The 16,648-nt window shown below is 35.4% G+C and carries 16 protein-coding genes; 3 read left to right on the top strand and 13 right to left on the bottom strand.

What is annotated here, in order from left to right; translation table 11 throughout:
• Positions 1-30: 30 nt before the first annotated feature.
• The 3 genes from M0D58_RS15210 to panD all read right to left on the bottom strand — a co-directional run bounded on the left by M0D58_RS15210 (position 31) and on the right by panD (position 2,225).
• Positions 31-606, bottom strand: coding sequence for a TerD family protein (locus tag M0D58_RS15210; RefSeq protein ID WP_248391252.1), 576 nt, complete (start codon positions 604-606; stop codon positions 31-33).
• A gap of 182 nt (positions 607-788) precedes the next feature.
• The gene (locus M0D58_RS15205; RefSeq protein WP_248391250.1) at positions 789-1,871 is read right to left on the bottom strand and encodes a lysylphosphatidylglycerol synthase transmembrane domain-containing protein; all 1,083 of its coding nucleotides are present in this window, start codon (positions 1,869-1,871) and stop codon (positions 789-791) included.
• A gap of 3 nt (positions 1,872-1,874) precedes the next feature.
• Positions 1,875-2,225 (bottom strand): aspartate 1-decarboxylase, encoded by a 351-nt coding sequence (gene panD / locus M0D58_RS15200; RefSeq protein WP_066433540.1) that lies wholly within the window; start codon positions 2,223-2,225, stop codon positions 1,875-1,877.
• 400 nt (positions 2,226-2,625) lie between these two features.
• Here panD and M0D58_RS15195 point away from each other — a divergent pair, with 400 nt between their 5' ends.
• Positions 2,626-2,916 carry an HU family DNA-binding protein gene (locus M0D58_RS15195; protein ID WP_029294646.1) on the top strand — a complete coding sequence of 97 codons (291 nt, stop codon included), beginning with the start codon at positions 2,626-2,628 and terminating at the stop codon, positions 2,914-2,916.
• A gap of 140 nt (positions 2,917-3,056) precedes the next feature.
• Here the strand turns inward: M0D58_RS15195 and pdxH are convergent, their stop codons facing one another.
• Entirely contained in the window at positions 3,057-3,701 is a 645-nt protein-coding gene (gene pdxH / locus M0D58_RS15190; RefSeq protein WP_248391248.1) for a pyridoxamine 5'-phosphate oxidase, read from the bottom strand.
• A 24-nt stretch (positions 3,702-3,725) separates the two neighbouring features.
• Here pdxH and M0D58_RS15185 point away from each other — a divergent pair, with 24 nt between their 5' ends.
• The gene (locus tag M0D58_RS15185) at positions 3,726-4,274 is read left to right on the top strand and encodes a YqgE/AlgH family protein (RefSeq protein WP_248391246.1); all 549 of its coding nucleotides are present in this window, start codon (positions 3,726-3,728) and stop codon (positions 4,272-4,274) included.
• Between the two features lie 279 nt (positions 4,275-4,553).
• On the opposite strand, the gene M0D58_RS15180 is transcribed toward M0D58_RS15185, so the two are convergent.
• The 9 genes from M0D58_RS15180 to M0D58_RS15140 form a co-directional block, all read right to left on the bottom strand.
• The gene (locus M0D58_RS15180; RefSeq protein WP_248391244.1) at positions 4,554-5,360 is read right to left on the bottom strand and encodes an aminotransferase class IV; all 807 of its coding nucleotides are present in this window, start codon (positions 5,358-5,360) and stop codon (positions 4,554-4,556) included.
• 74 nt (positions 5,361-5,434) lie between these two features.
• A complete protein-coding gene (locus M0D58_RS15175; protein WP_066433531.1) occupies positions 5,435-5,821 on the bottom strand; it encodes an START-like domain-containing protein in 387 nt (128 codons plus the stop codon).
• A gap of 255 nt (positions 5,822-6,076) precedes the next feature.
• Positions 6,077-7,252 (bottom strand): aspartate aminotransferase family protein, encoded by a 1,176-nt coding sequence (locus M0D58_RS15170; RefSeq protein ID WP_248391242.1) that lies wholly within the window; start codon positions 7,250-7,252, stop codon positions 6,077-6,079.
• Positions 7,253-7,686: 434 nt separating this feature from the next.
• Positions 7,687-9,450 carry an OstA-like protein gene (locus M0D58_RS15165; protein WP_248391240.1) on the bottom strand — a complete coding sequence of 588 codons (1,764 nt, stop codon included), beginning with the start codon at positions 9,448-9,450 and terminating at the stop codon, positions 7,687-7,689.
• On the bottom strand, positions 9,443-9,916 hold the full coding sequence (locus M0D58_RS15160; RefSeq protein WP_029294631.1) for a Fur family transcriptional regulator: 474 nt from the start codon (positions 9,914-9,916) through the stop codon (positions 9,443-9,445). The genes M0D58_RS15165 and M0D58_RS15160 overlap by 8 nt, the downstream gene beginning before the upstream one ends.
• A 67-nt stretch (positions 9,917-9,983) precedes the next feature.
• Entirely contained in the window at positions 9,984-11,978 is a 1,995-nt protein-coding gene (locus tag M0D58_RS15155; RefSeq protein ID WP_248391238.1) for a KUP/HAK/KT family potassium transporter, read from the bottom strand.
• Positions 11,979-12,099: 121 nt separating this feature from the next.
• Entirely contained in the window at positions 12,100-13,080 is a 981-nt protein-coding gene (locus tag M0D58_RS15150) for a pyruvate dehydrogenase complex E1 component subunit beta (protein WP_248391236.1), read from the bottom strand.
• Positions 13,081-13,191: 111 nt separating this feature from the next.
• A complete protein-coding gene (locus M0D58_RS15145; RefSeq protein WP_072885114.1) occupies positions 13,192-13,608 on the bottom strand; it encodes a DUF2147 domain-containing protein in 417 nt (138 codons plus the stop codon).
• A gap of 148 nt (positions 13,609-13,756) precedes the next feature.
• Positions 13,757-15,688, bottom strand: a complete 1,932-nt coding sequence (locus tag M0D58_RS15140; protein WP_248391234.1) for an LTA synthase family protein — start codon at positions 15,686-15,688, stop codon at positions 13,757-13,759.
• Positions 15,689-15,854: 166 nt separating this feature from the next.
• Here M0D58_RS15140 and M0D58_RS15135 point away from each other — a divergent pair, with 166 nt between their 5' ends.
• Positions 15,855-16,568 carry a CDP-alcohol phosphatidyltransferase family protein gene (locus M0D58_RS15135; RefSeq protein WP_248391232.1) on the top strand — a complete coding sequence of 238 codons (714 nt, stop codon included), beginning with the start codon at positions 15,855-15,857 and terminating at the stop codon, positions 16,566-16,568.
• The last annotated feature ends 80 nt before the right edge of the window (positions 16,569-16,648 follow it).

The raw sequence follows: 16,648 nt of genomic DNA, 5'->3' as shown, positions 1-16,648 counted from the left end.
GAGACTTCTTACGGAAGCCTCTTATTTAGTTTATTTGATAATTTGTCCTTTGTAGTATTTTTCGAGGAAAAAGCCTAAATCTGCTCTGTACCCGATTCCGGAAGCTTCGAACTTCCAGTTTCCGCTGCGTTTGTACAATCTTCCGAACTCTATTCCTGTTTCTATAGAAAAGTCTTCATCAAGCTCGTATTTAGCAATTTCCTGATGGGTAAGATTATCAATAATTCTAATGTATGAATTTCTTACCTGCCCGAAATTCTGTTTTCTTCTTTCATAATCTTCTATGGTTACGACAAAAAGAATTTCCTGAACCCGCTCATCTACTTTTTCGAGATCAATGATAATGGATTCGTCATCATCACCATCGCTGTTTTTACCACTCGGATCGTCTCCTGTATGCGTGAGAGCGCCGTCGGGAGAGTTTAGATTATTATAAAAAACAAAATATTCTTCACTTACCAGTTTTCGGTCTGCATCAATCATAATTGCGGAAGCATCAAGGTCAAAATCATATCCCATTCCTTCATTGGGATCCCATCCAAGACCAATGGTCATTTTCGTGAACCCTAAATCAATTCTTTGTCCCTTCTGTAAATTAATTGCCATAATAATTTATGTGTCTTATTGTATTCGTTATCGAAGTTATGGCTGTTTTAGGAATTTTCCAAAATATTTTAAGACAAAAAAATAGGTATATTGCAGTTTATAAAAAATAAGTTGCCTTTATTCAAACATAAAAAATCCGATCATTCTGACCGGATTGATATTTTAAATTCAGCTAAACTAATTTATTCCGCGAACTTTTTTTCCGCAACAACCGCATTTCGTGCTTTTGCCAGCATCAGAATAGAAATTAATCCCATTATGAGCATAATGAAAATCTGCAACGGCAATGAAATGAAAGAATAAGTTAATCCTACTTCGCCACCTACTTCGCCGCTTTTTCCCATTGAGATAAATAAGGCCATGAAACCATATTTCATCGCCAGGTTAAAAGCTCCGATTCCACCGCTTGCAGGGATAATCATCCCGAAAGTACCGACTACGAGAATCAGAAATCCGTCATCAAAGGTAAAACCCGAAGTTTCCGGTAATGCAAAACACACAAGGTAGGCCGCAAAATAATAGGAAACCCAGATTCCTATCGTATAAAGAATGAATTTGCCTTTTTGCTTTAGTTTGAATATGGAAGTTAGACCTTGAAGAATTCCTTTTCCAAAATTAATCAGTTTTTCTTTTTTAAATTTATAAAAAAGTAACAAACAAATTACAATCAATAAGACTAAACCTAATTTAAGATAGAAATAAAAAGAATCAAAATCATTTACTCCAAGTTTCATCATTTGCCTTTCAAAAAAATTAGGAACAAATTTTTCTTTTTCGTCCTTCTTCTCCATCACAAATTGATAAAATGATAAAATCGTATTGAATTTAAATATAGCTGTTAAACACAGAAATATAATCATACAAACCAGATCTACCACTCTTTCCAGAATAATCGTCCCAAAAGACTGATCAACAGGAACTTTTTCAACACCGTACAAAGCTGTTGCCCTGGCCACTTCTCCACTTCTCGGGATGGTAAGATTCATCAAATATCCGAAAGAAATCGACCAAAGTGAATTGGAGTTTGAAATATTATATCCCATCGGTTCCAGCATCAGGTTCCAGCGTATTGCCCTGAACCAGTATGCCGCAATTCCGAAGCATGCTGCAAATGCTACCCACCAGTAATTGGCTTTAGACAATGATTTCTGTATAACTTTAAAGTCTAATCCTTTTAAGGCAACCCATAAAAAAAAGCCTGCAAAAGCAAGCGAAATCACTATTGTAAGAATTGATTTTAAAGGGTTCTTTGTTTTTTTCTCCATAGATTAAGTCAAAAGATTTGTTTTTTCGTCCGGGAAAACAATTTTTGGCTGAAAATCTCTTGCTTCTTCAGGAGTCATCTGTGCATAAGCGATAATGATAATGATATCGTCCCTCTGTACTTTTCTGGCAGCCGGCCCGTTAAGACAAACTTCTCCGGATTTTCTTTTTCCTTTGATCACATAAGTATCAAAACGCTCACCGTTATTTACATTTACGATATATACTCTTTCTCCAACAACAAGACCTGCTGCTTCAATAAGGTCTTCATCTATTGTAATACTGCCGATATAATTAAGGTCAGAAGCCGTAACTCTCACCCTGTGAATCTTAGACTTAAAAACTTCTATTAACATAGTGCAAATTTATTAATAAAAATCAATAAAATGACTTTTTAGAATGATTTTAAAACCATCAGTGGCACAGACATTTAATTCCTTAAAATGTAACAGTTATTATTTTTAATTATAAATTCTTCAAATAATTATGAAAAGTCTTATTACTTTACACAAAATTTAGGATTTAATAAATACAAAAACCAATACCACAATTTTCATAAAGTCAATGTACATAAGCATTTGGCATGATTTTAGTGACGTGTATCGTACATTTTACGTGGAAACGTAAATTATCATATTTTAACTAATTTAAGTTAAAAATGAAAAAATTACTTATTTTTTTATAAAAAAATTGCACATATAGAAAATAGTATTATATTTGCTATTATAACGAACTAACTTTAATATTAAAAAAATTATGAACAAGTCTGAATTAATCGACGCAATCGCAAAAGATGCAGGTATCACTAAAGTTGCAGCTAAAGCTGCTTTAGAATCATTCATCAACAATGTAATGACTACTTTAAAGAAAAAAGACGGAAAAGTTTCTTTAGTAGGATTCGGTACTTTCTCAGTTGCTGAGAGAGCTGCAAGACAAGGTATTAACCCTGCTACTAAAAAGCCAATCAAAATTGCTGCTAAAAAAGTTGCTAAGTTCAAGGCGGGAGCTGATTTATCAAATGCAGTTTCTGGAGCTAAGAAAAAATAATCATTCAGATTAATTAAAAAAAATCAACCTCATCATTCGATGAGGTTTTTTATTGAAGATATGGCTTTAGAGAATCCTCAGCCATTACTTTCGGTAGATTTAACTGCCATCATTTCACCAAGAGGTACTCCAAGAATTAACTAAGGCGCCAAACGTGAAATCTTCCAATCCAGACCATCAATTAATTCATAAATAATCCTGTCGTGCAAACGATTTGGTCTTCCCTGCCAGAATTCTATTTCATAAGGTTTTGCAATGTAGCCACCCCAATTTTCAGGCCGCGGAACCTCAGTATTTTCGTATTGCTTTTCCAGATCCGCTAACTTCCGTTCCAGAAACTCCCTATCCGGAATTTCCTGACTCTGCGGTGAAACGACCGCTCCCAGCTGACTGCCTTTCGGACGTGAATGAAAGTAGCCGTCGCTCAGATTCTCAGCGATACGCTCCAGATTGGCTTTAATTATGATCTGCCTTTCTAGTGTAGGCCAGAAAAAGTGAAGACATGCTTTATGTGTTTTTTCAATGGCTTTTCCTTTCCTGCTGTGGTAATTGGTGTAGAAAATAAAGCCTTCGTAAGTATATGCTTTAAGCAAAACCATTCTTGTACGCGGACAGCCATCTTCCTCCATTGTAGAAACAGCCATAGCATTAGCTTCCGAGATCGCCGGATTTTCGGAAGCTTCAATAAACCAATCCCTAAACTGCTCGATAGGATTTTGTTTTATCTCACTTTCAATAAGTTGGGATCTCTCGTACACTTTTCTTTTATCGTGCAGGTTTTCCATAAATATTTTTTATTAAATTTGAGTATGAATTACTCCTACAAAGGTAAAATATTAATTTCCACACCTGATATTTCCGGTGATATTTTTTCCCGTTCGGTAGTATTGGTCATTGAACATAATGAGCAGGGCGCATTCGGCTTAATTCTGAATAAGAAAAACAGCCAGATGAGCGACAAGTTTAAAGATATGTTCGAGTTTAAGATTGAAGTTTATGATGGCGGCCCTGTAGAGAATGATAAGGTTTTTTTTATCGTTAAAGGCAAAAAAGTAACAGAACATTTTATAGAAATTACCCCGGATTTTTACCTTACGGAAGATATTGAAAATATTATCAGCGCTGTTTTAAATAGTGAATTAAGCATCAATGATGTTAAAATATTTTCAGGATATTCGGGATGGACTTCCATGCAGCTTGATGAAGAAATTCAGCGTAAAATGTGGACTGTTGTAGATGTTTATAATCTGGATTACACCTTACCAAATGACCAGACGCTTTGGAAATCTATTATGCAGAATCTTGGCGGTGAATACCTGCTTTGGGCAAACTCTCCGGAAGACATCTCCCTGAATTAAAACCGGTTATAGCTTTAAGCACATTAACTTTAACAAATATTTAAGATATTTTTAGTCTAATTTTCTCAAATAATTTCCGTTATTTGTTTAACCAAAAACTTAACCTTTATGAGAGCAATCAGACGGCGTGCTGTATCATTACTTTCTACACCATTTTTCACACAAAAATTCTTTGATATTCCCGATGAATATCTATTACCATACAATTTCTGATTATTCAGAATAAAAACCCGGTAAAGGACTTTTGGAACTTTTGTTGTTTACCGGGTTTGTCAATTTTTAAAAACTTTTTCTCCAGGCCTCTGCTAATTCTAAGAATCGGTTTTTCCCAAAAGTTTTATTTCTTATTTTACCAACTGAAAATATTCCTTTTTCTTCCGATATCAATAAAATCTCTTCCGCTTTCTGAGACTCAAAAGCAATAATTTCATGCTCCTGAATATCCGCAAGATTATTTTTATGTAAAAAGGTAACAAAATTCTCCATTAAAGGCGAAATATAAGCTCCTTCAGTCTGTTTCGGAACTTTAATGACATCACCTTCCAGAAATAGAAGGTTGCCGGTTCCAGCCCTTGCAATTCTTTTTGCCGGATTTAAGAAGATTACGTCGTCAAGATCGTTCTCCTGCGCATAGATTTCACCATAAATATTTTCAGGACTATGAACGCGGATATTGCTCAAAAGGTTATTATTGACATTAATTTCCTTGATCAGATCCAGTTCCAGCGACCTTTCGTGAACAGACAATACATCGTTCATTTCTACGATTTCATAATAATAAGACACGGAAGATTTTGATAAGGTAATTCCATCCATATTCCGGAATACCTGAAAATTGATGATCCCGTTTTTCAATCCTCTTTCAATGACCTCTTTATTGAAAACAGACTGGAAAAATTCCAGGGTATAAGATAGCGGAATATTCATTCTCATTTTTCTCATGGAGGCCATCAGAAAGAAATAACATTCTTCATCCATGATTAATTTTGCATCTCTTACAAAGAATGAAACCTTCACTGTATCTCCCGATAGAAATGCTCTGTTCTTAACATCCAATTCTCCTGATGTAAAATATTGATTTTCCAATTTATTATGATTTATTATAAAAAAATAATGAACGATAAATCGTTCATCAGTTTTATCTGCAATACAGCTTACGTTTAAGCGGCACCTAATTTTATTCTAAGGTTTTCGATAAGGTTTTCCCAATACATTGCATTTTCTTCTTCGTCTCCTTCTTCACAGAAGTCTGTAATATTCAGCGCCAGATCTTCAGTAATATCGTCGATTGTGATTGTCATTTCAAAGAAATGCTTCGTCCCTTCATCCTCTTCCCATCTGAAACGTACGAAACCTTCAGGCTTATATCGTATTAAAGTCGCCTTTTCGGCAGGGCCGCCTCCCCAGCTAAAATAGAAGTCGTCCCCTTTCTCTGTCACCTCATCCGCAAACCATTCAGACAACCCCTCTGCAGTCGCCAGATATTCGTATAAAATCTCTGATAAACAATGCATTGGAAATTCGTAATGGACTTTATGTTTCGCCATATAATCTTTGTTTTAATCGTCCCGCAATATATAAATTAATTTTTTTATTACACAAAAATGTATTTACTTTTTTACATAATCTTCATGATATTTGTCAGAAATTTTAAATAATTCAATGATCTTATTTTTGTAATAAATACGGGCGCCGGATAAGATTTTTCAAAAGCATTTTTGACCGACATTTTTCTCTGTCCGGAATATATTTTTTAATCTGATAAAGCAAAAACATCGAAAAAATTCGATGCCTTCTGATTTTTAATTTTCATTCAGAACATCCATAATAATATTACAGCCTTCTATGATTTCTTCCTTTGAAATCGTAAGCGGTGGTGATATCCTGAGGTATTCATTTCTGTACAGCTGCCAGAAAACAATAAGACCTTTTTCCATACATCTTTTGGCAACATTTAGGGTATATTCTGGAGATCCAAGATTTACCGCCAGCATTAAGCCTTTTCCGTTAATATTTTTAATTTTCGGGTGAACGAGAAGTTTTCTATATAATTTTTCCTTTTCATCAATTTCATTCATCAGTCCGCTTTCCAGAACTTCTTTCAGAGTTGCATAGCTCGACGCTGCAATAAGCGGATTCCCCCCAAAAGTGGTAATATGACCAAGCTTTGGAGAATGCGCCAGTGTTTCCATGATTTTTTTTGAACTCATAAAAGCTCCTACCGGCACTCCACCGCCCATTCCTTTTCCCATAACCAGGATGTCCGGGACAATCCCGAAATGCTCAAATGAGAAGAGCTTTCCGGTTCTCCCAAATCCCGGCTGAATTTCATCAAGAATTAATAAAGCCCCTACTTCTTCACATCTTTTCTTTAATCTTACTAAATAATCCGGATCAGGAACTAAAAATCCTGCTGCTCCCTGAATTGTTTCCATGATAACGCAGGCTGTTTTTTCCGTGATTTTATCAAAATCATTTTCATTATTGAATTCAATAAAACTCACCATAGGTAACAGCGGACGAAATTCTCGTTTGTGCGTTTCGTTTCCGGAAACGCTTAGCGCTCCATGGGTGTTGCCGTGATACGAATTTTTAAATGAAATAATTTCTTCTCTTCCTGTATATCTTTTAGCCAGTTTAAGGCTCCCGTCTATTGCTTCCGCACCACTGTTGACGAGGTAAGTAATTTCCAGCGGATCCGGAGTTGATTCTGCGAGGAGTTTACATAAAGCGACCGGTTTTTCCTGTGCATATTCACCATAAACCATCACATGAAGATATTTTTCGGCCTGTTCTTTAATGGCATTTACTATTTTAGGATGGGAGTGTCCCAGTGTATTTGCAGAAACTCCGGCTACAAAATCCAGGTACTTTTTTCCATCGGTTCCATAAATATAGCTTCCTTCTGCTTTTTCCACTTCAAATCCTGCTGCAAATTTTGTGGTTTGTGCCTGATAGATAAAAAAATCTTTTTGCATTTCCATTGTATTGAAAAATTTCAGCAAAGCTAAAAAACATTCATTAAACGCCGAAATTAATGTGGTAAAATAAAAACGCTTACAGCCAGAAGCTGTAAGCGAAACCACCAAATCACAAAATATTAATATAGATTAACAATATTTATGGTTTAAATATATGCAAAAAAATTATTCCAAATACAAATTTTTCAAAAAAATTGCATTTTTTTTCTCATATAACAATTCAATTCCATAATTGATGAAATGATTACGCTATTAAACCTTAATTAATATGAGAATTTAATATTCACAAATTAGTGAAAAAAGATAATTTGAATTATTTGAATTTTTCATAAAAAAAGCGGTAAACATACAATATCAAAAGGTTTATAAAAAATAACTCACCATTTTTGAAGTAAAATGGTGAGTATCAATAATCAATTTTGTACTTGATTTTATCTGCGAACCCTTTTTGGTTTTTTGGCTTCCTCTTTAGCCTTTTCATCATCGATAACTTTCTGTGCAGAATCATAAAGGGTGGTATCTGATTCATATTTTATTTCAGGGTAATTAGGTGTATCTACCAGAATATCCTGCCATTTTAGTATCCTGTCTTTGGTATTCCAGTTGAAATCCGGAAATTTTCGCTTTGCAGGTTCAATCATACTCATCGGATAAGTATCTGAATTGGCACCGATATTACATTCTACCACGTATAATGCTTTTTCTTCAAAGATAGCATCAATAATTCCGCATGTACTGAGTGATATTCCGATTCTCTCTTTCTGTTTCGTTTGCGCGTTTACATCATCAGAATATGTAATTGCTTGCGCATTTCCGATTACCTTAGCTTCTTTGATATTGTTATCTTCTCCATAGTAAACTGTCATCAGCTTTCCTTTTACCTGGTTGAATTCATCTTTCATATTCAGTGAATCTACTTTGCTTATGGCAAAAGCATTTCCGATTACTTTCAGAGAATCAATATTTTCTTTTTCAGTATTAAAATAGGCCTCAATTTTATCTCCGGTTACCTGTTTTCCGTTGCTCCATAAAATAGGTTTTGTGTACATATGCAAAACACCGTCTGTTTCATTGAAAGCAATAGAATCGGCTCTTCCCTGCGCGTTGGATTTGTAAAACCTTCCCTTCCTGAATGCCCGGAGAAAGCTTTTTTTAACATTAATATTAGCAGAATCCGGTCTTTGGAACGATATGATCTTTTCTGCAGCAAAATACATGGAATCTTTTTCCAGTGCTTTCACGGCATAAGGATTTTTCGTCATCATGGCAGAATCTTTCTTTTCAAAGATCTCTCCATATCCGCCCTTTATCCATCTTCTTTCGTTAGGATCATCAATTGTTACATTTCCTGTTGCCTTACCAAATCCTGTGAGTTGGTTATAATACATCTCATCTCCGGTGAGGATTTTATCATTATAATACACTTTCGAATTCCTGTATAGAAAAGCTTCTTTCGTATTCGTATTGTAATTTCCTTTATCAGTAACGATACGGTTTTTCGGATTTTTTTTATTAATAATCGTTGTGGGACCGTTGATGTTTACAATGTTGGTATTCTGATTCTGAACCACATTGTCACCTTCCAGAACGTATTGCGCATCTTCGATTTTTACTCTTCCGGAAAGGTCAATGGTTCTCGTAGCCAGAAAATAGGTTGCGGTTTTGGAATAGGTTGTACTTTTACCATCATTGATTGTTCCTCCCGTGTTGTAATATGCCTGATTCGAAACCCTGTCGTAATACATGGTTTCTGTTTTGATCACCGTTCCTTTAGGATCTGTAAGCACTACGTTTTTCCTAGCAATTCCGCGTTGGGTATTACCGTCATATTCCATTTCATCTGCAGTAATTACGGAACCATCCGCATTCTGAAGTTTTACATTTCCTACTGCTTTTACAAAATTCTGCCCTTCATACACAATCACGAGATCAGCATTCAGCAATGATCCCTGATGCTCAAACTGCACATTTCCGGTAAAATAGTTATTTCCGTCATATTTATCAGGGTCCTTCCGCAATTCATCGGAATGTATATGCTTCACTTTTTCCGGAGGAGGTGCATTTTTCTGCGGAACCGTTTTAGGAGTAAAATAAGGATCCTTCTGCAAAGGTTTCTGATTGTTGTCCTGAGCAAAAATAAAAGAGTAAATACAAATAAAAAGACCTGTGAGCAGTCTTAATGATCGGTTAGTCATTCTTTGTACCATAAAAATACAGTGAATGAGAATCAATCTTCACCCCGAATGCTTCTTCAATAGCTTCTTTAATTCCCTGGATTCTCGGATCGCAAAATTCTATAATTTCCTCAATTTCCTTATCAGAATCTTTTTTATAGATCACAAGGTGATCATGCTGCTTATCGAAATAAGATTTTTCGTAGGAAGAAGAGGTTAATGTTTTCTCTCCGAACTGATGTTTACGGATCAGGCCCGCATCGAGAAAGATCTCAATAGTATTATAAATAGTCGCTTTGGAAACGTGATATTTTTTCTGCAGCATCAAAAGGTACAGATCATCAACATTAAAGTGATGATCCATACTGTATATTTCTTCTAATATTGTATATCGTTCAGGAGTGTTTCTGAAACCTTTTTCAAGTAAGTAGTTTCTTAAAACATCTTTAATCAGTGCAATATTTTTTTCTTTTTGTATTGTATCCATCAAAAAAATTATATACAAATTTATTGATTTTTATTTAAATACATATTGTACCGGAATGTTAAAGAATTTAACTATTGTGACGGATGAAACCGCATTGTTCTATTCTCGATTTACTTACGCAGTCTTCTGTCATCGGTGCAGATTCCACCACTACATTATGTGAAGTGATTCCCCATGCTTTGAAATCATCACTTCCGATATATTTAACAAAATTATAAATATTAAGGATAATTTTCTCTTTTACAGTAAGAAGGATATCGTTGATATAGGTATTATCTATGATCACATATTTAAGATCCGGCGGAATATTATGAGCTCTTAGTGAAGGGTGGCTGCTTCTTGAAGGAATTGTTCCGTCTGCCATCATGTCTCTCAGAACCATATCAAAATAATCATTGATTCTCCTGTCGATCTTAAAGCCTAACATGAAATTGATCTTATAAATTGTTCCCGGCAGAACTTCATCCACGGTATATTTGAAAGTATAAGGATCTTCCTGATTGGTAATAGCCAGGATAAAGTAATGATCTGCCCTTTTGGGTTGTTTTTTAATAATAGAATAGATAATTTTTGATTCTATTTCGTCATTTTTTTTAGCACGGCTCAGATAAGCAAGATTGGTGGCATATTTAGGAATTGTTTCATCAAGCTTCATGTCTTTGATGATTGGAATATATGTTTCCAGCTTGATAAATTTGATAAATTTAGTTTTAATAGATCTCCCGTTGTACCATGCATACATGCAAATTCCTATTGATCCTGCCAATACTACTGTAATCCAGCCTCCTTCCATGAACTTAATTACGTTGGCGCTGAAGAAGCCCAGTTCTATTGCCATATATACCAGTGCGAAAACCAGTATAAATAATTTGTTGACTCTTTTTTTCAACAGCCAGAAAACCAGCAGAACGGTTGTCATCAACATGGTTACAGTGATGGATAAACCATAGGCTGCTTCCATTTTTCCGGATTCTTTAAAGTGCAGTACTACAACAATACAGAATAGCAAAAGCCCCCAGTTGATTCTCGGAATGTACATTTGTCCTTTTACTCCTGAAGGATAATCGATTTTCTGATTCGGCCATAAGTTCAGAGACATTGCTTCTGAGAAAATGGTAAATGAACCTGTAATTAAGGCCTGACTTGCAATAATTGCAGCAGCTGTTGCCAAAATAACTCCCGGAATCACCATCCACTCTTCCATAATTCCGAAGAAAGGATTAACCACTGAAAAACCAGGTTTGGTATAGTTTGTTAAAAGCCAGGCTCCCTGGCCAAGATAATTTAAAACCAGCATGATTTTCACAAAACCCCAGCTTACCCTGATATTTTTTGCGCCACAATGTCCCAAGTCGGAATACAGTGCCTCAGCTCCTGTTGTACAAAGAAAAACGGCTCCTAAAATAATAATAGCACTCGGAGAATTAACAATCAGTTTATATGCGTAATACGGATTGAATGACCTTAGGATTTCCATATTTTCGCTTAAATGAGATACACCAAGCCCCCCTAAAACCAGAAACCATATCACCATTACAGGCCCGAAAAATTTCCCGATAAAGCTGGTCCCAAATTGTTGAACAAAGAAAATGATGATCAAAATCCCAATAGTAATAGGAACTACTGGCGTGTGTGGATTGTAGATCTCAAGACCTTCAATAGCCGACATTACAGTAAGAGAAGGAGTAATGACTCCATCAGCAATAAGTGCAGCCGCTCCTACAATAGCAATAAGATAAAGCCAGCCTTTTTTAAGATTTTTTACCAGTGAAAATAAGGCAAGAATTCCGCCTTCTCCTTTATTATCCGCCCGAAGAGCAATAATAACATATTTGATAGTGGTCTGAAGCGTAAGAGTCCATATAATACAGGAAAGTGCACCTTCAATATATTCGTTGAAAGGCATCGTGCTTCCGCTTTCTCTTGCGTTTACGATTGCTTTCATTACGTAAAGCGGCGAAGTACCAATATCTCCGAAAACAATACCCAGAGAAACCAAAACTCCAATGAAAGAAAGCTTTTTAATGTCAAAGTGATGACCGCTTTCTACAACTTCTGCCATATTAGCTAATTTATTTAAAAGCGCAAATTTAAATCAAATTTACAACCCCAAGAATTTTTCTTCATGAATATAATAAATGAAAAAACTTCCTTTCGGAAGTTTTTCTCTATAATTATGTTAATTATTTTACGTACATCGCTTTTTTGATTTCTTCTTTCACTTTTTCAAGTTTCGGAAACCATTCTGCGAATAAAGCAGCAGAGTAAGGAGCCGGCGCGTCAGGAGTTGTAATTCTCTTGATAGGCGCATCAAGATAATCAAATGCTTTCTGCTGTACCATATAAGTGATTTCTGAAGCTACGGAACCAAACGGCCACGCTTCTTCCAGCACAACCAATCTGTTTGTTTTCTTAACTGAAGCTAAAACAGTATCATAATCCAGAGGACGAACCGTTCTAAGGTCAATTACTTCCACGGAAATTCCTTCTTTAGCCAAATCTTCAGCTGCCTGAATCGCAAGCTTCATGATTTTCCCGAAAGATACCAAAGTTACATCGCTCCCTTCTTTTTTAATGTCAGCCTTTCCGATTGGTAAATAATATTCTTCCTCAGGAATTTCCATTTTATCTCCGTACATCTGTTCAGACTCCATGAAAATTACAGGATCATTATCCTGAATTGCTGTTTTCAATAATCCTTTTGCATCATATGGGTTTGATGGAACCACTACTTTTAGCCCCGGAATATTGGCAAACCAGTTTTCGAAAGCCTGAGAGTGAGTAGCACCTAATTGACCTGCAGAAGCAGTAGGACCACGGAAAACGATAGGACAATTCCACTGTCCGCCACTCATTTGACGGATTTTTGCCGCATTATTGATAATCTGATCAATACCAACCAATGAGAAATTGAATGTCATATACTCTACAATTGGTCTGTTACCATTCATCGCAGCTCCTACAGCAATCCCTGTAAAACCAAGCTCTGCGATAGGTGTATCGATTACTCTCTTTGGACCAAATTCATCAAGCATTCCTTTTGAAGCTTTATATGCACCGTTGTATTCTGCTACTTCCTCCCCCATTAAAAAGATGGATTCGTCTTTACGCATTTCCTCGCTCATTGCCTGTGCAATTACCTCACGAAAAGTATATTCTGCCATATTTATTTGAAAAATTTAGAGTACAAAAATAGTGTTTTTTTATTATTACATAACAAAAACGGCATTTCATTTCTGAAATGCCGTGTATTATTTTTTTATTAATGCTAAAAATTAATTAACCTTATACCAGGTCTGTGTTCTTCCGATAAGAGAAAAACCAAGATACCCTCTTACGTTAAGCTTATCTCCCTCTCTTTTGATGGTACACTTGTAAGTTTTCCCCGTTTTGGGATCGGTAATAGTTCCTCCGGTGAATTCATCACCTTCTTTTTTCAACCCTCTGATAATTTCCATCCCAAGAATAGGCTTGTTTTTTCTGTCATCTTTACAATCTACACAGTTCGGATTGGCAGGCTTTATCAAAAGCTGGGACACTTTTCCGTAGTACTGGTCTCCTTTTTTATAGATTTCCACAATAGATTTTGCCTGTTTTGTCTCGTCATCTATTGTTTTCCATTTTCCTTCAATCTGAGCGAACGATAAAACGCCGACAAAAGAAAGAATGAAGGTTAATAATAATTTTCTCATATTCTTATAGTTTTAATTTCAAATACATTATTTTGTTATCTATATCGCTAAAAATAGAAATTAATTTTCACATAACAAAAATTTTTGTTATCCTGAACATATTATTATAGATTCACTTTAAATCAAATAGTTAAAGTATTTCTATAAATTAATATAGCTTTCTGTTAATCACTCTGTCCATATAATCCTGATACCATGCTTTGGCAATAAGCATTCCTTTTTGGACTTCAGGTTTATTTTTCAAATGATCCAGGAGATTTTTCTCAAGTCCAAGATCTGTTTTTTCAAAAACACCCACGATCTCCTTACCATCAAATCGGTATATATAATTGCCGATAATAAATTGCTCCACGGCACCGTCCGAATTGGCAATAATCGGAGTTTCCTGATTTTCATTTACCAGACTTCTTCCCCAACTTCTGATTTTTTTATTGTATCCGATGAGATCTGCTAATGTAGGATAGATATCAATCTGCTGAGCAAATTCAGGGTTTACGCCTTTGAGATGGTATTCAGGATTGGGAGAATAGAAAATCAGGGGAACGGCAAAACGGTTCATGATCTTTTCGTATTCGGGATAAAACACTTCATTGGTATGGTCTCCCGTGAAAACAAAAATGGTATTTTTAAACCAGGGCTGCTTTTTAGCCGTTTCAAAGTATTTTTTTATGGCATAATCCGTATACTGAATAGGTTCATGCATCGGATTTTTTCCTTTTTTGAATTTTCCATTATATTTTTCGGGAATCTTGAAGGGATGATGAGAAGATGCCGTGAAAACCGTAGCCATAAAGGGCTGTTTTTTCCCCGTATTTTTAGCAAAATATTGTAAAAACGGTTCATCCCAGATGGCCCACATTCCATCAAAATCATTGTCGTTATTGTATTCCGTTTTTCCAAAATAATGTTTAAAGCCCAGAATATTTCCAAAACCTAAAAAACCCATTGAACCGTTCGGAGCACCGTGATAAAAAGACGTATCATACCCCATTTCATTACAAACCGAAACAATAGACTGTATTTTCTGGTTGGAATATGGCGAACTGGTAAACGCATCCGTAAGGCTCGGAATTCCGGCCAGTACGGAACTCATTCCATGAATAGACTGTCTTCCGTTGGCAAAAGTATTCGGAAAAATAAGACTTTGATCAGCAAGACTGTCGATAAACGGGGTATAGGAAACATAATCTTTAATATTCTTATCCCTATTGAAGGCTCCCGAATATTCTCTCCCAAAAGATTCTACGATAAAAATAACGATATTGGGTTTATCTTCAACTCTCCTTTCATACAATTTATAAGGATGAATATTTTCTTCTATAAATTTTTCGTCAACGAAATGAACTTCTTTAAAATTGTTCGTATTCAAAGTCCTGAAGAACGAAAACGTACTGTTCAGCACCATATTTCCCTGGGAAGGCAGCTTGGCAAAACGATTGGCATCTACCAGGTTGATCGGTCTTGTACTGTGTTTGAAATCCCCTCGTATTCCGCCGACAGCGAGAACAGCAATTAAGCAAAGCGTTATTGTGGACCACAAGAAGTAAGGAACCAATCGATCAGGCTTATTTTCCTGAACTTTTATTTTTTTATAGAGAAAAATCCACAGTGCCATCAAAAGAACAAACCAAATAATCACAAATGGATTCTGAGCGATTGAGGATGTAAAAACCTTAAAAATATTGTTTTCATGTTGTGCCACCTGAAGCGCAGCCGATGTAAGCCTCATCTGCGAAAATCTAAAGTACACTATATCTCCAAAATTCATGGCATAAGCGATTCCATTGGTAATAAAGTACAGCCAGAAAAGAAACTTCTGGTAATTTTTTTTGGTGTTGACGATAACAGGAATAATACTTAAAAGAATAAAAAGCGCATTGACATATAAAATTGCCGTGGTATCAAATGCAATTCCGTGGAAGGAAAGACTGAAATAATCCTGCAGCGAATCAATCTTTATTAAATCCCTGTTGAAGTACCAAAACAAAAATCTTGCGATCTGATAGAAAAAATAGGCTAAAAAGATCCTGTATAAAAGCAGCAGAATCTCCTGTTTTCTAAACTCCTTAAAAAATTTCATGCGCAAATTTACATCAAAAATTAATCTGGTAACATATCAATTTATCAATACACCGATGTACAATGTAACAATAGTAAGAAACAACAATGGAAGGCTGTGATAATTATTGCTACATTGCATATCCTGATACATTGGTAAATTAATTAATTGTTTTAATTTTGTGTTTATGAATTTCATTAAGAATAATCTGGCCAATACCATTACGCTGGGAAACTTGTTTTCAGGCTGCGTGGGTGCAGTACACCTTATATCCGAAGATTATCAGACTACTGCAGTCTGTATTATTTTTTCGTTGATTTTGGATTTTTTCGACGGTTTTGTAGCCAGAGCTTTAAAGTCCAATTCCAATTTAGGAACCCAGCTTGACTCTTTGGCGGATATGGTAAGTTTTGGCCTGATTCCTGGGCTTACCATGTTTAAGATCCTGGAACCGTTCGGTAATGAAATATCAGGATTGCAGTTTCCTTTTGAAATTAAATATTTTGGATTTTTAATTACACTTTTTTCCTGTTTAAGACTGGCTATTTTCAATCTTGATGAAGAGCAGAAATACTATTTCAAAGGCCTGAACACCCCCAGCAATACGATATTGATTTTTGGATTATATTACGCTTTCAGGCATGAAGAAATCTTTGTTCATTTAGTAAATAACAGCACGTTAATGCTTATTTTAACCATAATTTCATCATGGCTTCTGATTTCACCTATTAAAATGATTGCGATGAAATTCAAATCAATGAAACTTCAGGATAATTATCCAAAAATCGCTTTACTTACCGGCGCTATAATCCTTTTGATTATTTTTAAAGCAGTCGGAATTCCTTTAGTCATTATTTATTACATTTTAATTTCTCTTATCTTTCAAAAACAATTAAAGTAGGATAATTGAAGATGGGAGTTTCCGTTCTCAAATTCATATATTTTCAAATTATAAAATAAAAACATGAGCGAGAAAGCAAG

Source organism: Chryseobacterium nepalense, assembly GCF_023195755.1.
GTDB lineage: Bacteria > Bacteroidota > Bacteroidia > Flavobacteriales > Weeksellaceae > Chryseobacterium > Chryseobacterium nepalense.
The sequence above is the reverse complement of the archived record's forward strand: the minus strand, read 5'-3'. Positions and strand labels throughout refer to the sequence as shown.